This window comes from Hymenobacter cellulosivorans, from assembly GCF_022919135.1.
In the GTDB taxonomy this organism is placed as follows: domain Bacteria; phylum Bacteroidota; class Bacteroidia; order Cytophagales; family Hymenobacteraceae; genus Hymenobacter; species Hymenobacter cellulosivorans.
Genome location: NZ_CP095049.1, coordinates 1,990,673 through 2,008,864, shown reverse-complemented (window position 1 = coordinate 2,008,864; position 18,192 = coordinate 1,990,673). Strand labels below are relative to the sequence as shown.

The following is an 18,192-nucleotide window of genomic DNA, read 5'->3' as shown; positions in this document are numbered from 1 at the left end:
TCCCTTCTTTGCTCATGGCCTTAGTTGCCCCTACCACTACCAGCCCTCCCGCCGCCGACAACGACCAGAACACGCCGAGCTACACCTCGGCCTTGTCGTCGCTGACGGTGCTATTTTTCATGATGGGCTTTATCACCTGCCTCAACGACATTCTGATTCCCTACCTCAAGTCGATTTTCCAGCTCAACTATACTCAGGCCAACCTGATTAACTTCTGCTTTTTCGGGGCCTACTTCGTGATGGGGGTGCCGGCTGGGGCGCTGGTCAAGAGCCTGGGCTATAAGGGCGGCATGCTCACGGGTTTCGTAGTGGCGGCCCTGGGCTGCTTTCTGTTTTACCCTGCAGCCGACAGCCGCAGCTACGGCCTGTTTCTGGCGGCGCTGTTTGTGCTGGCTACCGGCGTGGTGCTGCTGCAAGTGGCCGGCAACCCCTACGTAGCTATTCTGGGTCCGGCCCGCTCGGCCCCGGCCCGGCTCACGCTCACCCAGGCCTTCAACTCGCTAGGCACTACCGTGGCTCCGCTGCTGGGCACCTGGCTGATTTTGTCCCACCTGCCCGCCCTGGATACGCCCCAGGCCGCCGCGGCCATCGATGTGAAAGCCGTGCAGGTGCCCTACCTCGGTATCGGGGCCGTGCTGCTGGTGATTAGCGGCCTGCTGGCCTTGCTCAAGCTCCCGACTATCACCCACGCTCCGGCCGCGGCCGGCACCACGGAAAGTATCTTTCAATTCCGGCATTTGCTGTTGGGCATGGTGGGAATCTTTGCTTACGTGGGCGGGGAAGTTGCCATTGGCTCTCACATCGTGAGCTACCTGCACCTGCCCGAGGTGATGGACATGGCACCGGCTGCGGCCGGTAAGCAGGTGTCGTACTATTGGGGCGGGGCCATGGTAGGCCGCTTTATCGGGGCCTACCTGCTCAACAAGTTTAACCCCGGCCGCCTGCTGGCCTTCAACGCCATTGGGGCCGTGCTGCTGCTCATCGTTTCGGCCCTCACCCGGGGCGAACTAGCCATGTGGAGCCTGCTGGCCGTGGGCCTGATGAACTCCATTATGTTTGCCACCATCTTCACGCTGGCCGTGGCCGGCCTGGGCCGCCACACCGAGCAGGCCTCGGGCTTGCTCAACGTGGCCATCGTGGGCGGGGCCATTGTACCGCTGCTCTTCGCCCTGGTAGCCGATGCCAGCTCCCTGCGCTGGGCTTTCGTGCTGCCGGTGCTGTGCTATGTCTACATCTTCTGGTACGGCCTCAAAGGGCACATCATCCGGCAGCCCGCCGCCTAAGCCCGGGCTAGTCGCTTTATTAACCATATCCACTATTCTAGCATGGGGCGCCAGCGGCAGACTCTTGACTTAACCACCCGGCAGCGGCAGCAACTCGACGACTACCTGCGGCAGGACGGCCTGCTCCCGCTGCAGCAGAATCGGGCTCAGGTGCTGCTGTACTGGGCCGCGGGCCACTCGGCAGCGGTCTGCGCCCAGCACCTGGGCACCACCGAAGACCGGGTGTACGCCATGCGCCGGGCCTACCGCCGCCTGGGCCTCACGGCCTATTTGGCTGCCTCGGTGCAGGGTGGCGCGCCCACCAAGCTCACACCCGCCGCCGAAGCCGTACTCACCCACCTGGTGGCCGACGAGCCGCACGCGTCCTGGAGCCTGCGCCAGCTGGCGGAGTTTCTGGTGGGTGCCGGCTACGCGCCTTCTATCAGCTACGTGACGGTAAGCAAGGCCCTCAAGCGGATTCGGCAGGCAGCCCCGGCTGCCGGGGCTCGTCCCTAGGGGGCCGACACCCAACGAAGCATTTCACAAAAAAAGGCACCCGATTGGGTGCCTTTTTTTAGTTCTCTTCCAAACCAATTGTATCCCTTCTCCACCATATGTACCGGGGCGGAAACCTGTACCAAGCAGCATGGCCCGGCCCCGACAAGTACTCTGGAGTTCAATTGATGATGGAAAGGTAGCGGGCCTTGTGGGCCTTGTGAAGTTTATTACACCAACCGCCGCTTGCCCGGTACCAACCGGCCACAGAGCGGACAAGCTCGACTTGAGCAGCCCCCTAAAGTACCCCGCGGCCCGTTCCGACGGCTCCTACACTCGTTTTTATTCGGAAACGGCGGCCGCCTGTGCCAGCAGGACTCGGGCCGTGACGAGCAGCTGCCCCAGATGGCGCATGGTGTGCTCGGCGGCGTGCACCAGCAACCCCAGTACCGTAGAAGGCAATTGGGCCCGCCCCACAGTCCGGACTTCGGTCAGCGTAGCCTCCGGCGTGGCTATCAGCTGGGCCATGGCCTTGTCTACCTGCTCGTTGAAGGCCGCTACCAGACTGGCCGCTGTATCAGCGGCGGAGGCGGGCTGGCCTTCCTGCCGCAGGGCCTCCAACTGCTCCGGGCTCAGGGCCGCACCGCGGGCGTAGGTTAGCAGCCGGTCGAGGACGCCGCGCAGGTGCTGCAGGTGAAAGCCCACCGAAGCCACCCCGCCGGGCTGCTGCCACAGCAAGTCGGCGGGGAAATTAAGGAGCAGCGCAGTAAGCTCTTCGCGGGCCTGCAACAGAGCATGAGCAACGGGCTGGAGCAGCGGGGGTACCTCGGGCAGGGGGCCGCGGAGCCAGACTTCTAAGGGGTTGTTGGGGTGCATAGCGTGCTAACCGACAACTGATATTCTTGTTAGAACGCGTATTTGTTTGCTCTTTGCTGATTCGGAACGCTTTTCTTTACCGTCCAGCCCCCGCTTCTCAGGTTGGCGCTACCCTTTTGCTCATGTTGGAAGTCTCGCAGCGTGGCCACGCTATGCCGTTGTCGCCGTACCGCCGGCTCACTCCCTTCGCCGATGCCGCCAAACAGCGCGGCATACGCGTGCATCATCTCAACATCGGCCAGCCCGACATCGAAACGCCGCCCACGATGCTGGCGGCCGTACAGCAGGCCAATATCCGGGTGCTGGAATACAGCCCCACGGCCGGCTACCTCAGCTACCGCCGCAAGCTGGTTGAGTACTACCAGCGCGTGGGCATCCAGGTTGACACCGAGGATATTATAGTAACATCGGGCGGCAGCGAGGCCATTTTCTTTGCCCTGATGAGCTGCCTCAACCCCGGCGACGAGCTTATCGTGCCCGAGCCATTTTACGGCGCCTACACCGCCTTTGCCGTAGCCACCGACGTACGCATTGTACCCGTTACTTCCCACATGGCCGACGGCTTCGCCCTGCCGCCTATCGAGGAGTTTGAGCGCCGCATCACGCCCCGGACCAAGGCCCTGCTACTATGCACGCCCAACAATCCGACCGGCTACGTGTACAGCCGCCAGGAATTGGAGCAACTCAAGGATCTGTGCGTGCGCCACGACCTGTACCTGCTGTCGGACGAGGCCTACCGCGAGTTTTGCTACGACCAGGAGTACGTCAGCGCCCTGCACCTGACGGGTGCCGACGACCACATCGTGCTGCTCGACACCATTTCCAAGCGCTACAGTGCCTGCGGGGCCCGCATCGGGGCTTTTGTCACCAAAAATAAGGCGTTGCAGCAAGCGGCTTTCAAGTTTGCCCAGATGCGGATAAGTCCGCCCGGCCTGGCGCAGGTGATGGCCGAAGCCGCCTCTGAGCTGCCCGACACATATTTCGACCACACCAAGGCCGAATACCTGGCCCGGCGCGACGTACTCGTTAGCCGCCTGCGGGCCATGCCCGGCGTGGAATGCCCCGTGCCCGGCGGGGCCTTCTACGTCATGGCCCACCTGCCCGTCGACGACTGCGACACGTTCTGCCAGTGGCTGCTCGAATCGTTTTCCTATGAAAATGAAACGGTGATGTTGTCGCCGGCCAGCGGCTTTTATGCCACTCCAAACCTGGGCCGGCAGCAGGTACGCATGGCCTACGTGCTCAACTGCGACGACCTGAACCGGGCCATGACCTGCCTGGAGCAAGCCCTGCTGGTGTATCCGGGCCGGGAAATAGCCGTACCCGAAGCCGCCCTGGACCTCGGCCGCTAAGCCCCACAACTAAAATAAAACCGCTTCTATCCCCGAATAGAAGCGGTTTTATCGTTTTATAATGACAATTTCAGGGCTGGTACTGGCCTGGCCGCTTTTCCCGTTTCTGATTCTCCTTTGTATGCCGACGCTTCTCTCCTGCCTGACCACCCTTTCCGCCCTGACCCTGAGCCTGCTCACCGGCGCCGCCCCGGCGGCCCAGGCCCAATCCAAAGCTCCCAGCCGCTTCATGACCGACAGCCTGGACCGCTACATCGAGCGGGGCATGCGGCAGTGGCAGATTCCGGGCTTGGCGGTAGTAGTCGTCAAGAATGGCCAGGTGGTCGTCAGCAAGGGCTACGGCGTGCGGGCCGTGGGCCGGCCCGAGCCCGTGGACGCCAACACGCTGTTCATGATTGCCTCTAATACCAAGCTCTTCACCGGCACGGCCCTGGCCAAGCTCGAAGACGACAAGAAACTTTCCCTCAACGACCGGGCCGACAAGTATTTGCCTTACTTCCGGCTTTACGACTCGCTCACGACCCCGCTGGTAACGGTGCGCGACCTGATGGGCCACCACTTCGGCACCAAGACCTTTCAGGGTGACTTTACTTTCTGGGACTCCGACCTGAGCCGGGAGGAAGTCGTGAAACGCATGCGCCTGCTCAAGCCTAACGGGCAGTTTCGCAAAGACTACGGCTACTGCAACGCCGGCTTCGTGGCGGCGGGCCTGGTGATTCCGGCCGCTACCGGCGGCACCAGCTGGGACGACTACGTGCGGCAGAATTTCCTGCAGCCGCTGGGCATGACCAATACCTACACCGGCACGACTGGCTACGGGCAGCGGCCCAACATTGCCCTGCCCTATTCTAACACCTTCGGTCCACTGGCCCTGATGCCCTTCGACAACATCGACAACATCGGGCCCTGCGGCAGCATGGTTTCCAACGTCACGGACCTGGCCAAGTGGTTGCGGTTTCAACTCGACAGTGGCCGCTACGAGGGCAAGCAGCTGCTGAGCTGGGCCGCCCTGCGCAAAACCCGGGACCCCAACACCCTGCTTTCCACCCGCAAGTCGACGCTGCTGCCCACCCACTACATGACCTATGGGCTAGGCGTTTTCTCCGCCGATTACGCCGGCAGCCAGGTGTTCTGGCACACCGGCGGGGCCACCGGCCATGTGAGCAACGTGTGCTTTGTGCCCGAGGAGCAGCTGGGCATTGCCATTCTGACCAACAACGATAACCAAAGCTTTTTCGAGGCCCTGCGCTACCAGATTCTGGACAGTTATCTGGGCGTGCCCTACACCAACCGCAGCGCGGCGTTCCTGAAAGACGCCAAGGCCGGCGACAAGGAAACTTACGCCACAGTGGCCAAGCTGCAGGCCCGCGTCGAGAAGAAAAAGAAGCTGCCGCTGGCGCTGGAGGCCTACACCGGGCAGTTTACCCACCCGCTGTTCGGTCCCATCAGTATTGCGAAGAAGGGCAAGCAGTTGGTCGTGAGCTTCTCGAACCACCCCAACCTGACGGCTACCCTGGACTACATGGACGGGCAGGAATTCCGGGCCACCTATTCCAACCCGAGCTACGGCATCTTCCCCGCCGTGTTCAAGATTGAAGGGCAGCGGGCCGCCAGCGTCGAAATGCGTATCAATCCCTTCATCGAGTACGATTCTTACCTGTTCAGCCGTTTGTAGGGCGACGCGCGGCCGTTTAAGCTGCCCGCGGTGCTTTCGGTCTTCAACTTTAGTGCGCGTGCTATGATGCGGTGGCGTTTGTTTTTCCTGACTTTCGGCCTGAGCAGCGGCCTTGCCCTGGCGCAAGTGCCGACCACAGCCCCACTCCCATCAGCAAACCGCACGAGCCTGACGCTCAAGTTTAACGGTCAGCCCGTGGCCGTGGATACGGCCTTCTCCCGCCTGGAAGTCAGCACCGGCGTCAATAAAGTACTGAGCCTGAACCTGGTGCGCACCGACAGTCCCGACGACCAGGGCCTGACCATCCTCATCGACCGGTTTCCGCTGACTACGGGTGAATACCGGTTCAAGGAAATTCTGAGCGGCCAAGTGCGCGACGCCTCCTACCGGCAGGGCACGACGACGGCCTATTCCAACGCCTGTGGCCTCAACGACGGCGTGGTGCAGGTACTAGCCCTCGACACCCAGCGCCACCTGATTCGGGGCACGTACCGGGCCGTGCTGTGCGAGGCCGAAGCCCGCGCCGGCAAGCGTCGCCGCTTCACAGTGGAAGGCACCTTTCAGGGCCGCTATTTTATCCAGTAAGCCATGCAACCTGGGCCCGGATTTTCGGGTCATGCCGGTGGTTTAGCGAGCATAGCCGGGCTTTGTGCCCTCATTATGCGCCTAGCTTGGCTGATGCCCGTCGGCAAATTCGCCGACTGTATTCGTATTTCTTTTTAGGATAACTCGCACAGCTGTTTTGCATTATCAGCAAGTAGCAAGTAGCGCAGGATATTCATTTCTCATTAGCAGCGGTGAGATAATATGCGTGGCATGATTTTTATACACGCCGTTTCCTTTTTTAATTAACCAGTACATTTTTCGCTTACTTTTTTCTAGTACATGAGTACAGTCTTTACTTCTAAAACTTGCCTTCTTTTATTTTTTTCTTCGCTTTTTTTCGCACAACAAGCAGCCGCTGGTGATACGCTTGCCATAGCAAAGCCTTATTACCATATTGATTATTCTAAAAACCTTATTCTGGTCAATCAGAAGACGGCCGATAGTAATCCACTGGACTCGGATGCCAAAAGCTTTTTACAGCTCGACCGCACCTACACATTTCTCAATCCGTTGGGGACTCCCCAAACGAACTCGGCGTACCAGGTAACAGCGCAAGGACAACGCTTCACGCTGTATTTCACCCAGCTTCCGGTCGTGCATCTGGACGCCCGCAACCCCATCGTCGATAGCCCGAGCACTTACGCCAAATTCACGCTGGCCGAGCCCAATGGCACAGTTACCGAGCTGTCGGCGGGGGTCGAAATCCGCGGGGCGTACTCCCAGACCTATCCTAAGAAATCCTACGAGCTCAGCCTGTGGAATGACACGACCGGCGCCACCAGCCGCGACGCGCGCCTGCTGCAGATGCGGACCGATAACAAGTGGAACCTGCAGGCTTTGTACAATGAGCCCCTGCGCCTGCGCAGCAAAGTAGCCAATGAGGTATGGCTGGACATGCACCAGATTTATTATAAAGCCAGTGAACCAGATGCCAAAAATGGTATTGCTACGGCTTACGTGGAAGTATTTGTTAATAACGAATACAAGGGCATTTATTCGCTGACGGAGCGCGTTGACCGTAAACAACTGAAATTAAAAAAATACGACAAAGGAATTAAGGGAGAGCTTTACAAAGGCAGCAGCTGGGATGGAGCCGTAACGTTTACGGCGCTGCCGCCCTACGATAATACCAGTGAAACCTGGGGCGGGTTTGAGTATAAACATCCCGAGGAAGAAATTAACTGGTCCAATCTGTATGCCTTCGTAGGCTTTGTTAAAAGTAGCTCAGACCAGGAATTTTACAGCCGTTATCAGGAGCAATTGAAGCTTGATAACGCCGTAGATTATTATATTTTTTTAAACCTGTTACGAGCCACGGATAACACGGGTAAAAACCTGTATATCGCCAAGTACAAGACCGGAGAGCCCTACTTTTTCGTGCCCTGGGACCTGGACGGCGTGTTTGGCACCGACTGGCAGGGCCTCAACTCTCCCACGACGGATGATTTGCTTAGCAACGGCCTGTTCGACCGTCTCAGCCAGGATTGCGCCGCCAACGGGTTCCGGTCGGCGCTGAGCCGGCGCTGGACCCAGCTACGCACCACCGTCCTGACCGAAGACCGGCTTCGGGCGAAGTTTGCCGCCGCTCACAACTACCTGCAAGCCAACAATGTGTATGCGCGGGAGCGGCACGCCTGGCGCGACTTCACGTACAGCCCCGACCAGCTTACGTATATGAATACCTGGCTCCATGACCGCCTCGCCTACCTCGACGTGGCCTTTACCCAGCCCTGCAGCAGCCCGACGCTGGCTACCGCTACAAGCCAGAAAACGGATGCGCTTACGCTGTACCCAAACCCGGCCAATGACTACATAATAGTAACGGCCACCGAACCGTATGAGCTTTGTGTTCGGGACTTGCGGGGCCAGATGCTGCTCCGGGTCCAAGGCCGAGGCCGCCAGGAAAAGATAACCCTAGGAACGCTGGCCAAGGGCCTGTACGTAGCTACCATCACGGGGGCCGGTTCGGTCAGGACACAAAAGCTGGTTATCAACTAGTCCTCCACGCGTAGAGCCGCTGCTGTTTTTGATTCCCGCCTTTTGTCCGCCTGACGTGCTGGCAAAAGGCGGGAATTGTTTTATAGCCTGGGGTTAATTCGACGGAATTAGCCATGAAAATGGGGGCAGGTTGCCAGGCAGTTTTCTGTGTAGCAAAAAGCAGAGCTGTGGCTAAGCTGGCAACATGAATATTTTAGCATTATTCTCTTTATTTCTTGCATAATATTACTTATACTGCATGATCCCCACGGCGCTTTACCGTTCAGCTGCCCCAGTCCTGAAAACTGGACGCTGACTTCTTGCTGCCAGTGCTGCTCTGTGCCTCTCCCCGCCACGCATTTTTACTCTACGCTTATGAACCAGACGCTACGGAAACTGATGCTGGGGCTGCTGTTGCTGGCCTGCAAGCCGGTTGCGGCTGCCAGCCTTGCTATTTATGTCAGCGGCCACCCCGACGACTGGCAGCTTTTTATGAGTCCTGATGCCTACCAGGACCTGACCGGTCCCGATACCCGGGTAGTGTTCATCTACCTGACTTCCGGCGACCAAGACCTGCGGGGTGGCGGGCAGGGCGCTATTCCGCTGTACTTGGCCCGGGAAAACGGGGCGTTGCGCTCCAGCAGCTTTGCTTCCAGTCTGGCCCAGGCTCCCAAACTGAACTCCCTGCATCCGAGCGAGTCGGTGCTTCTCAACCGGCACCGCGTGACGCGGTATAGTTACCCGAACGCAGTGCACTACTTCCTGCGCATGCCCGACGTAGCCGATTGGCAAAGTATCACGCATATTGACCTGTTTCACCAGCGCCCCCTGCCCCTGCGCACCATCGACGGGGCTACTACGTACGCCAACTGGGCCGACCTGGCGGCAACGCTGCGGGCTATTATATTGACTGAAAGCCGGGGAGCAGCGGCCTTTCGCCTCAACGCCCTCGACCCGGACGTGCGCTACAATCCCGAAGACCACCCCGACCATCGCAACGCTGGTGCGCTGGCCTTGGAAGCCTGTCACGGCCTGAAAGCCCGCATCAAGCTATTTCAGGGCTATGCCACGGGTTTGTACCCCGAAAACCTGACGGATGAGGAAAAGCTCAACGAGTCGGCCTTGTTTGCCCTGGCGGCCAGCGCCACCACCGAGGCCGGCTACGACAACACCTGGGAATACTGGCACAAAGGCTTCATCGGCAAAAACTACTACCGCCTGTACTACGACCCGGGTAGCCTGCAGACCGGCGTACTACCTTCCTTTGACGGGGTGCCGGTAGCCCTGAACACGGCCAGCACTTTTTCGCTCGAATATATTTCGCCGCCGGGCCACTCCGATGCCGACCAGAATATGGTAATGCAGGCGTTTGACCGGGCCAGCGAGCTTATATCCTACCACAAGCGCCATTTCAACAACATGCACTTACTCGTGTATGCGGCCCTACTGATGGGAGGGTTTTGCCTCGGCCTGCTGGTGATGAAACGGCGGCCCGTGGCCGAGCCCACACCGCAGGTGCTGCACCACGCCACGGCATAGCCCGTCCTTATATTCAGGGCGGCTACTATAGCGGCACCCTGTATCTTGGTGGGCATCCGGCACCATAGTCCGGACCTTGCCTACTCTCTTGCCTATGGTAACCACCCAACAACCAGCCACCAAGCAGTATCTGGGCTGGCTCCTGGTTTTTGTACTCGTCAAGATGGGACTGCAGTACCTGGTGGTACACCCCATCTACGAGTTGCACCGGGACGAATTTCTGCACCTTGACCAGGGCAACCACCTGGCGGCCGGCTACGTGTCGGTGCCACCGCTTTCGGCCTGGGTTGCGGCCCTGATTCAGCTGCTGGGCAACTCCGAGTTCTGGGTGCACTTTTTCCCGGCCTTGTTTGGTGCCCTGACCATGGCCGTGGTGTGGGCCGCGGTACATGAGCTGGGCGGCGGGCTTTACGCCAAAATCCTGGCGGCCACAGCTGTGCTGCTGTCGGCCATTCTGCGCCTGAATCAGCTGTTCCAGCCCAACTCCTTCGACGTGCTGGCCTGGACGACGGCCTACTACTGCCTCATCCGGATGGTGCGCGACGACGACGCGGGGCAGTGGCGCTGGCCGGTGGCCCTGGGCGCAGCGGTAGGCCTGGGCATGCTTAATAAGTACAACCTGGTGTTCTGGGCCGCCGGCGTGGTGCCAGCCTTGCTGCTCACGCCCCAGCGCCGCCTGCTGCTTCAGCCCCAAACGTACTGGGCCGTGCTGGTGGCCCTGCTGGTGTTCTTGCCCAACCTGCTCTGGCAGTACCAGCACGCCTGGCCGGTGCTCTGGCACATGCAGGAGCTACGGCGCAGCCAGCTGGTACACGTTGAGCGGGCCGACTTTATCAAGGAGCAGCTGCTCTTTTTCTTCAATAGTCTGGCGGTGCTGGTGGCGGCCGTCGTAGGACTGGTGCGTTACCGGCCGCTGCGGCCCTACCGGTTTGTGGGCCTGGCGGTGCTTTTCACACTCCTGTTGTTTATAGCCACGCGGGCCAAAGGGTACTATGCTATTGGCCTCTACCCGATCCTGCTGGCCATAGGCAGCGTGTACCTGGAACAACTACTGCAGCACGACTGGCGGCGCTACCTACGCCCCGCCTTGCTGGTAGTGCTGGTGCTGCTGTTTGTGCCGCTGCTGCGGGTGGCGTTTCCGCTGCAGACGCCCGAAGAAATTCACCGTAACCCTGGCACGTACGAGAAGCTCGGGATGCTGCGCTGGGAAGATGGTCAAAACCACGCGCTGCCCCAGGACTTTGCCGACATGATTAGCTGGCGCGAAATGGCCGGCCTGGCCCTGCAAGGCTATCAGCAGCTCACGCCCGCGCAGCAGCAGCACCTGATTATCATCACCGACAACTACGGCGAGGCTGGGGCCCTGAACTTCTACAACCACGGCCGGATGCCCGCTGCCGTGTCGTACAACGCCGACTACGCGTACTGGTTTCCGCCGCTGGAAGGGCTGCAAACGGTGATACTGGTAACCGAAGACCCACTGGAGGCCGACGACGCCATTCACTTCAAAAGCTCTACGCTGGTCGGGCGGGTGCAAAACCCACTGGCCCGCGAAAAAGGCACCGCCGTGTACATGCTGCACGGACCCGATTCGGCCATTATTGCGGAAGTGCGGCAGCAGGTACGGGACGAGCAGCGTCGGATGCGCGGTTGGCCGTAGCACCGGTCTCGAGCATTTCCACCACCTGCTCCCGTAGCCGCCTGAGCGACTCGTGGGAAAAGCGGCGCTGCAACATCCGGCCAAATAGCTTGAAACCCAGCCAATAGAACGGGTTGCGGATGCGGCCCACCTGTGAAAAGGCGTGAATGTGGAACACGACCCGCCCGGTCGCTAGGTTTTTGTGGATGGTAAACTCGATCTGGCCCCGCTCGAAGTGGCCTTCCAAGGTGTAGTAATTATAGCCCCACACCTGCTCCTGGGTGCCGTCGGGCAGGGTGCGGGTTTCGTCGGTTACGCCGCCGATGCGCACCCCAAACCAGAAGGTAAAAAATAAAAACCGGCCCCGTAGTACCATCGTGCGCTCTTCCAGGGGCGTGTCGGGCACGAAGATGCCTGTTATCAAATCGGACGGCGGGAAGGTATAGTTGCGCAGAATCGTTTGACCGGCCTGCCACGAGCCGTGCTGCTCGGGTGGGCCGGGCTGCTCGGCGGGCAGCTCGGTTTCGTAGTCGTCGATACGCCAGCCGTTGTCGGCGGTGTATTCGGCGGTGCGCTCTAGGTCGAAGTTAACTTTGGCGTTGCGGTAGGCTTCGAGCCGGGCCCGCTGCACTTCCCAGAGCGGCGGCGCGGTGGTGGCAGTAGGCTTAGAAGACATGGGCTTGGGCTTCGGCCGAATCGGCTGCGTGTTCAATGGTTTCGACCCGGACTGGGCCGCGGGCGTGCCCGCCGCTGGCCTGGGCTACTTTCTCACAAAACAACTCCCAGGTTTGCTGCTGCACCTTTTTGCCCATGCCCAGCGTGTCGTAGGTAAAGGCCACGAGCCCGTCGCGGGAGCGGGCCCAGGAATGAATTTCGAAGCGCAACGCGTCTTTACCCAGCGGCTCGACCGAAAACTTGATGCGGCCCGCCTCGGGGTGGTCTTCCAGGGTCAGAAACTCGAAGCAGTTCTCGGTGACTTCCGTGACGCGAACCGAGCCGTTCCAGGGACCCAGGATTTTGATGGAAAACTCGTCGCCCTTACGCAGGCCCTGGTCATGACCTTTGACCTTCTCAAACTGCGCCAGCAAGTCGGGCGAGTAGTGGGCCACGTTGTTTTGGATGGCCTCCATGAGCTGCCCGGGTGTGAGGGCGGGCTTGTCGATATCGATATAGTAGCGGCGCTCAAACAGGGGGCCGGAGCCGGTGCTGGCGGGTTGCTCGGGTTTTTTCATACCTAAAACGGGCCGGCCGAATAAGTAAAGCTGGCCCTCTAGCCCCTAACGCGGGCGGTCCGGTGCGGGTTGGCTTTTCGAAGCTTCCCACCGTTGCCCCGGCATTTCCCCCTACTTTTGCAGTCCCTCACCAGCTTCGCTCTGCCGCATGCGCACTTCCCGGCTTACTCAGTTTTTGCTCACGACCCGCTTTGTGGTGGCCCTCTACGCGGTCCTGACGGTGCTCATCAGCTTTCAGCACTACTTCAAGGGCACGATTAACAACTACCTGATCTTCGTCAAGCCGTTTTTCAATCTGGTGGCGGGCAAAAACCTCTACCTCGAATACCCCGAGTACTACTACGACACCTACAAGTACAGCCCGGTGTTTGCCCTGTTTATGGGCCTCTTTGCCTGGATGCCCAACTGGCTGGGGCTGCTGCTCTGGAACGTGCTCAACAACACAATGCTTTACACCGCCGGCCGCCGCCTGTTTCCCGAGGTGCGCCGGCAACTTCTGTTTCTGCTCCTGGTATTCATCGACGTGATGACGGCCCTGCACAACAGCCAGGCCAACTGCCTGCTGGTGGGCCTGATGCTGTGGACCTACCTCAACCTGGAAAACAAGAAGCCCGTGTGGGCCGGGCTGTGCCTGGCTCTGGCCTTCCTGATTAAAGTGTACGGCATCGGTATTGGGCTGCTGTTCTTGTTTTACCCGGGCTTTTTCCGCAACAGCTTCTGGGCTGGGCTCTGGCTGGTGGTGCTGGGCTTTACGCCGCTGCTGGTGGTGAACTGGACCGAGTTTCAGATGATTTACCAGGGCTGGTACGACATTGTGCGGGCCTCGGCCACGGGCGTACAGTTGTCGTTGATGGGCGTGCTCGACACCTGGTTTGGCCTGCACGTGTCGAAGGGCGCCGTGCAGCTCACGGGCCTGGTGGCGCTGCTGCTGCCCCTGGGCTACTGGCACCGCTGGAGCGAAACGCACTACCGCCGCCTCTACGTGTCGTCCATCCTGATTTTCGTGGTTATCTTCAACCAAATGGCCGAGTCGCCCACCTTTATTATTCCGGTGGTGGGCTTCGTGCTGTGGTTTATGCACTACCGCCGCAGCACGCCCCTGGCCTGGCCGCTATTCATCCTGGTAGCGCTGTTTACCAGCCTGTCGGCCACCGATATTTACCCCCACTTCATCCGCGACGGATTCTTCGACGCCTACAAAATCAAGGCCGTCCCGATGATTCTGGCCTGGGTCGTTATTCAGGGCAAGCTGCTGTTTTACCCGCGCTGGCGTGAACGGCTGGCCGCCGCAGCCGAAACGGCCGAGCAGGAAAATCTTGTATTGCAACCAAACGCCTAGCCACCGCCCCTGAGTTGGGCTTCTAAGCTAGCCATCAGCTCCGTATTGCCAAAAGCCCCGCCCCTGCCGTATAGCAGCTGGCGGGGCTTCTTCGTGCAAAAGCCCCGCGCCCCCGGATCCAGACGACAACTTACCACCTCACCATTTCACCTTCTCGCCTTGTACCGCCCCTACCACCCGCCCGCCGACCCGCAGCTTGTGCGCGAGCTGACCCAGACCCAGCAGGAACTGCGCACCCACGTGCGCCTGTTGCCCCTCACCCACGAGCCCCGGTTCATAGCCGGCTGCGACTCGTCGTTTCCCACTCCCGAAACCATCCTATCGGTGTTCGTGGTACTGCGGTTCCCGTCGCTGGAGCTGGTAGAGAAGGTGTACCACACCGGGCCGGTGGAAGTGCCCTACGTACCGGGCTTCCTCTCGTTTCGGGAGGCGCCCAACGTGCTGCGGGCCTACGACAAGCTCCAGCAGAAGCCCGACATCATCATGGTCGATGGGCACGGTATTGCCCACCCGCGCCGTATGGGAATTGCGGCCCATATCGGCGTTATGCTAGATATGCCCAGCTTTGGGGTGGCCAAGCAAAAGCTGACCGGCAATTTCACGGAGCCCGCCGCTACCAAGGGCAGCATCAGCCCGCTCACCGACAAAAGCGGCGAGCTGCTGGGCGAGGTTATCCGCTCCAAAGACAAGGTACTGCCGCTGTTCGTGAGTCCCGGCCACCGCTGCGACCAGGCCACGGCTACGCGCCTGACGCTGGCCTGCCTGCGCGGCTACAAACTGCCCGAGCCCACCCGCCTGGCCGACCACTGGGCCGAAGAGTTTAAAAAGGAGCTGCGCTAAATCTGGGCGGCCACCAACGAAGCCCCGGGCCACCTACGTTATTGCCGGCGGTGATAAGCAGCCGGTGCCGGCTCATCTGGCACGGGTAAAAGCCAGGCCCCGGCGGAGCGGCGAAATCAGGGGGATGGGCAATTAGCAAAAGGCCCGGTTGGCAGCTTGCCAACCGGGCCTTATTCGCCTCATTAGTCACGTATTTACCTTATCTATTTACACCGAAACAGGTCACCTAAGGATAGAATTAGCAGGACTTATAAGCCGGTTACCAGCTCCCGCCACGCGTCCTGTTCAGGAATGCCTGGCTTGCGCTTGCCAAAAAACAGCAGCAGGTTGCGGCCCTGGGCGTCGTAGAGCTCCAGGGAATGCACTAGGCCTTCGGTGGTGGGCTTCTTGACTAGCCAGGTTTCGGCCACGTCGCCTAGCTTGAGGTGGAGGTTGAACTCGGGGTCCAGCACATTGAACCAGGGCCCGGCCGTCACCAGGCGCTGCACCGGGCCGGTGTGAATCTGGATGCAGCCGCGGCTGGCTACAAACAGCATAATGTTCAGCCCACTAGCCGCCGCCGCTTCGAGGCCCCGCACGATGGCCGTGTTGTCGAGGCGCTGCACCAGTTCCGGCGGGCCCAGGCGCAGGGCCTGGGTACGACTCACGCTGAACTGGCGCAGCATTCCGAAAAAGTCGTGGGTGTCGGTCAGGGCGCGCCAGGCGTCGCGGAAGCCGGCCACGTCGATGTCGGCGTCGGGGGTTTCGGCGGCCGGCTCCGGAGCGGGCAGGGTCGTTAGCTCGGGGGCTTGCTCCGGGGCCCGGAAGTGGCTGACCAGCTCGTTGTAGGCCGCCGCGTTGCTGTCCTCGGTCAGGTAGATTTTGTGGACGGCCTCCCCATCCTGGGTGAAAAACTGCAGGCTGCGGCGGTCGTTTTCAGTCACGGCAAAGCCGAACTGCCAGTGGCTCATAAACAGGCGCAGGTCGATATCCTCGCCTAGCACCAGGCCCATCGGCCCCTTCACCGACACCTTTTCGTAAGCGCCCTTGCGCTCGTGCACTACGCTGTCGTTGCGGGTAAGGGCCATCACCCGACCCAGCGCGGGCACCTGGCCCAGCAGGTTGGCAAAGTCGGTGGTCAGGCGCACTACTGCCGCGTCGGGCTGGCCCGAGCACTGGGTGGCTAGCAACTCGGCTTCACTGGTTCCCAGCTGCTGGGCCGCGTCGCGGATGCGGCTTTTGGGATTATCGAGCTTGAACTGGGCCCACCGCTCGGCGAGGGAAGCCACATGGGTAGGCAGATCGGTAACGGACATACGCAAAGGGAAAAGTGGTTTTACAAAGAAAAAGCCGCCCCAACGCCGGCCCGGGGCCGGGGCACGATGAGCGGACAATCCAGACTTGGATGCGGGAGCAGCTCCACGGCAATGTCGAAGGCATGCTCAATATGAGCAGCGGTAAGCACGGCGGCCGGCACGCCGCTGGCAACTACAGCCCCTTGGCGCAGCACCAGCACCTGGTCGGCGTACTGGGCGGCCAGGTTCAGATCGTGCAGCACAGCCACCACGCCGAACCCGCGCTGAACCAGCGCCCGGGCCACGTCGAGGGTGTGGTGCTGGTGGTTGAGGTCGAGGCCGGTTAGGGGTTCATCGAGCAGCAAAAAACCCAGCTCCGCCTCCCACACCTGGGCCAGCACCCGCGCCAACTGGGCCCGCTGCTGTTCCCCGCCCGAGAGCGTGGGGTAGCTGCGCTCGGCCAGCGCACTCAAGCCCACAGTAGCCAAGGCATCGGCCACGACGGCATAGTCGTGGGCACTGGGTTGGCCGCGGAAATACGGATAGCGGCCCATCAGTACCAGCTCTTGCACCCGGAAGGCCAACGACAACGTGTGCTGCTGGGTCAGCACGGCCCGGCGCCGGGCCAGCATGGCAGCCGGAATTGAAGCCAGCGGCTGCCCGTCAAACTGCACCAGCCCGTCGCTGGGCGCTACGTCGCCGCTGAGCAGGCGCAGCAGCGTGGATTTACCGGCTCCATTGGCGCCCACAATAGCCAGCAACTCGCCCGGCCGGGCCTGCAATGACACGTCGCGCAGCAGCGGCTTGCGGCCAGCCTGGTAGCTCAGATGTTGAACGTCGAACATGTGGTGAGTTGGTTGTTCGTTGCTAGTTGTTCGTTGTTGGTTGTTCGTTGTCAGGGAAGGTGTTCGTTGTTTGTTGTCAGGAACCGTTGAGCCTAACAACTGCCAACGAACAACTGACAACTAACCAACTCGCTGGCGCTTTTCGCGGAGTAGAATCCAGAGGAAGACCGGGGTGCCAAGCAAAGCGGTGAGGATACCGATGGGTAGCTCGGCCGGGGCAACTACCGTGCGGGCCAGCGTGTCGGCCAGGGTGAGAACCAAGGCTCCACCCAGGGCTGCACCGGGCAGCACTACACGGTGGTCGGGCCCGGCGGCGAGGCGGATGAGGTGGGGCACCACCAGACCCAGAAAGCCGATGGTGCCCGCCACGGCTACCGACGTGCCCACGGCCAGCGTGGCTAGCACGATGAGCTGCCGCTTCAGGCGCGTAACGGGCAGGCCGAGGTGAGCCGCCTGCTCTTCGCCCAGGGCCAGCAGGTTGAGCGACTTGCCCAGGCGGGGCAGCAGCAGAATGGGCAAAGCCAGCAGCGGCAGCACGCCCAGCACCGTAGGCCAGGAAGCACCGCCCAGGCTGCCCAACCCCAGAAGGTGATGCTGCGCAGCTGCTCATCGGTAGCGGCGTAGGTGAGCAGGCCGGTCAGGGCGCCGGCCAGGGCGTTGATGGCAATACCGGCCAGCAGCATCGTGGCCACTACCGCCCGGCCGCCTTCTTTGGAAAGGTTGTAGACCAGCACCGTCGTGCCGCAGGCCCCCACGAAAGCCGCCACAGCCAGGGCGTAAAAACCCAGCCACTGCCGGACGGCGGCCAACAGGGTTATTTCCAACACAATGGTCGTCACGGCGGCCAACGAGGCGCCGGCCGAAATGCCAATCAGACCCGGGTCGGCCAGCGGGTTGCGAAACAGGCCCTGCATGGCTGCGCCGGCCACCCCCAGCGCCGCCCCGATAAGCACGCTCAAGCATACCCGCGGCAACCGAATAATCCAGAGCACAGCCTCCTGCTGGGGCTCGAAAGTCAGGGCGCTAACTGCCCAGCCGGCTTTGTGCAGCAGAATACCCAGCACTGCCGGCACCGGCACGCGCATGGCCCCCGCCCCAGCACTGACCAGCACCGCGCCTACGAGCAGCAGCGTCAGCACTGGCAGCAGCAGGCGTTGGCGCAGCGCGGCGCGGTTGGGGGCTGGCGTAGTGGTAGTAGGCGCAGGAAGTTCGGCTACGGCAGGCATAGGCAGCTACGTTTG

At 61.0% G+C, this 18,192-nt stretch carries 15 protein-coding genes and 1 pseudogene; 10 read left to right on the top strand and 6 right to left on the bottom strand.

Annotated features, from left to right (window positions below):
* Positions 1 to 14: 14 nt before the first annotated feature.
* Complete coding sequence (locus MUN80_RS08685; RefSeq protein ID WP_244722376.1) at positions 15 to 1,283, top strand: sugar MFS transporter; 1,269 nt, start codon at positions 15 to 17, stop codon at positions 1,281 to 1,283.
* A gap of 42 nt (positions 1,284 to 1,325) precedes the next feature.
* Positions 1,326 to 1,778, top strand: a complete 453-nt coding sequence (locus tag MUN80_RS08680; protein ID WP_244722373.1) for a helix-turn-helix domain-containing protein — start codon at positions 1,326 to 1,328, stop codon at positions 1,776 to 1,778.
* A gap of 321 nt (positions 1,779 to 2,099) precedes the next feature.
* Here MUN80_RS08680 and MUN80_RS08675 read toward each other — a convergent pair whose 3' ends face one another.
* Complete coding sequence (locus MUN80_RS08675; protein ID WP_244722370.1) at positions 2,100 to 2,633, bottom strand: DinB family protein; 534 nt, start codon at positions 2,631 to 2,633, stop codon at positions 2,100 to 2,102.
* Positions 2,634 to 2,755: 122 nt separating this feature from the next.
* On the opposite strand from MUN80_RS08675, the gene MUN80_RS08670 reads away from it, so the two are divergent.
* From MUN80_RS08670 to MUN80_RS08645, 6 genes are all read left to right on the top strand, one after another.
* Positions 2,756 to 3,985, top strand: coding sequence for a pyridoxal phosphate-dependent aminotransferase (locus MUN80_RS08670; protein WP_244722368.1), 1,230 nt, complete (start codon positions 2,756 to 2,758; stop codon positions 3,983 to 3,985).
* A gap of 121 nt (positions 3,986 to 4,106) precedes the next feature.
* Positions 4,107 to 5,660 carry a serine hydrolase gene (locus tag MUN80_RS08665; protein ID WP_244722365.1) on the top strand — a complete coding sequence of 518 codons (1,554 nt, stop codon included), beginning with the start codon at positions 4,107 to 4,109 and terminating at the stop codon, positions 5,658 to 5,660.
* Between the two features lie 63 nt (positions 5,661 to 5,723).
* The gene (locus MUN80_RS08660) at positions 5,724 to 6,245 is read left to right on the top strand and encodes a hypothetical protein (protein WP_244722362.1); all 522 of its coding nucleotides are present in this window, start codon (positions 5,724 to 5,726) and stop codon (positions 6,243 to 6,245) included.
* 531 nt (positions 6,246 to 6,776) lie between these two features.
* On the top strand, positions 6,777 to 8,264 hold the full coding sequence (locus MUN80_RS08655; protein WP_244722359.1) for a CotH kinase family protein: 1,488 nt from the start codon (positions 6,777 to 6,779) through the stop codon (positions 8,262 to 8,264).
* A gap of 354 nt (positions 8,265 to 8,618) precedes the next feature.
* Positions 8,619 to 9,782, top strand: coding sequence for a PIG-L family deacetylase (locus MUN80_RS08650; RefSeq protein ID WP_244722357.1), 1,164 nt, complete (start codon positions 8,619 to 8,621; stop codon positions 9,780 to 9,782).
* Between the two features lie 94 nt (positions 9,783 to 9,876).
* Complete coding sequence (locus MUN80_RS08645) at positions 9,877 to 11,442, top strand: glycosyltransferase family 39 protein (protein WP_244722354.1); 1,566 nt, start codon at positions 9,877 to 9,879, stop codon at positions 11,440 to 11,442.
* Here MUN80_RS08645 and MUN80_RS08640 read toward each other — a convergent pair.
* Both MUN80_RS08640 and MUN80_RS08635 read right to left on the bottom strand, forming a co-directional pair.
* A complete protein-coding gene (locus MUN80_RS08640) occupies positions 11,381 to 12,097 on the bottom strand; it encodes a DUF1990 domain-containing protein (RefSeq protein ID WP_244722351.1) in 717 nt (238 codons plus the stop codon). The two genes, MUN80_RS08645 and MUN80_RS08640, sit on opposite strands and share 62 nt — an antisense overlap.
* Positions 12,087 to 12,653, bottom strand: a complete 567-nt coding sequence (locus tag MUN80_RS08635; RefSeq protein ID WP_244722348.1) for a DUF1990 family protein — start codon at positions 12,651 to 12,653, stop codon at positions 12,087 to 12,089. Before MUN80_RS08635 ends, MUN80_RS08640 begins: the two co-directional genes overlap by 11 nt.
* 148 nt (positions 12,654 to 12,801) lie before the next feature.
* On the opposite strand from MUN80_RS08635, the gene MUN80_RS08630 reads away from it, so the two are divergent.
* Positions 12,802 to 13,992 (top strand): glycosyltransferase family 87 protein, encoded by a 1,191-nt coding sequence (locus MUN80_RS08630; protein WP_244722346.1) that lies wholly within the window; start codon positions 12,802 to 12,804, stop codon positions 13,990 to 13,992.
* A gap of 159 nt (positions 13,993 to 14,151) precedes the next feature.
* Positions 14,152 to 14,832 (top strand): deoxyribonuclease V, encoded by a 681-nt coding sequence (gene nfi / locus MUN80_RS08625; protein WP_244722338.1) that lies wholly within the window; start codon positions 14,152 to 14,154, stop codon positions 14,830 to 14,832.
* Positions 14,833 to 15,080: 248 nt separating this feature from the next.
* On the opposite strand, the gene MUN80_RS08620 is transcribed toward nfi, so the two are convergent.
* The 3 genes and pseudogenes from MUN80_RS08620 to MUN80_RS08610 form a co-directional block, all read right to left on the bottom strand.
* Positions 15,081 to 16,127, bottom strand: a complete 1,047-nt coding sequence (locus MUN80_RS08620; RefSeq protein ID WP_244722337.1) for a hemin-degrading factor — start codon at positions 16,125 to 16,127, stop codon at positions 15,081 to 15,083.
* Between the two features lie 20 nt (positions 16,128 to 16,147).
* On the bottom strand, positions 16,148 to 17,050 hold the full coding sequence (locus MUN80_RS08615) for a heme ABC transporter ATP-binding protein (RefSeq protein ID WP_445991640.1): 903 nt from the start codon (positions 17,048 to 17,050) through the stop codon (positions 16,148 to 16,150).
* A gap of 21 nt (positions 17,051 to 17,071) precedes the next feature.
* Positions 17,072 to 18,036, bottom strand: a pseudogene (locus tag MUN80_RS08610) (FecCD family ABC transporter permease).
* Positions 18,037 to 18,192 lie beyond the last annotated feature (156 nt).

Coding starts and splice junctions, on each gene's coding strand:
- MUN80_RS08685 (WP_244722376.1), top strand. CDS start 15: ATGGCCTTAGTTGCCCCTACCACTACCAGCCCTCCCGCCGCCGACAAC.
- MUN80_RS08680 (WP_244722373.1), top strand. CDS start 1,326: ATGGGGCGCCAGCGGCAGACTCTTGACTTAACCACCCGGCAGCGGCAG.
- MUN80_RS08675 (WP_244722370.1), bottom strand. CDS start 2,633: ATGCACCCCAACAACCCCTTAGAAGTCTGGCTCCGCGGCCCCCTGCCC.
- MUN80_RS08670 (WP_244722368.1), top strand. CDS start 2,756: ATGTTGGAAGTCTCGCAGCGTGGCCACGCTATGCCGTTGTCGCCGTAC.
- MUN80_RS08665 (WP_244722365.1), top strand. CDS start 4,107: ATGCCGACGCTTCTCTCCTGCCTGACCACCCTTTCCGCCCTGACCCTG.
- MUN80_RS08660 (WP_244722362.1), top strand. CDS start 5,724: ATGATGCGGTGGCGTTTGTTTTTCCTGACTTTCGGCCTGAGCAGCGGC.
- MUN80_RS08650 (WP_244722357.1), top strand. CDS start 8,619: ATGAACCAGACGCTACGGAAACTGATGCTGGGGCTGCTGTTGCTGGCC.
- MUN80_RS08645 (WP_244722354.1), top strand. CDS start 9,877: ATGGTAACCACCCAACAACCAGCCACCAAGCAGTATCTGGGCTGGCTC.
- MUN80_RS08640 (WP_244722351.1), bottom strand. CDS start 12,097: ATGTCTTCTAAGCCTACTGCCACCACCGCGCCGCCGCTCTGGGAAGTG.
- MUN80_RS08635 (WP_244722348.1), bottom strand. CDS start 12,653: ATGAAAAAACCCGAGCAACCCGCCAGCACCGGCTCCGGCCCCCTGTTT.
- MUN80_RS08630 (WP_244722346.1), top strand. CDS start 12,802: ATGCGCACTTCCCGGCTTACTCAGTTTTTGCTCACGACCCGCTTTGTG.
- MUN80_RS08620 (WP_244722337.1), bottom strand. CDS start 16,127: ATGTCCGTTACCGATCTGCCTACCCATGTGGCTTCCCTCGCCGAGCGG.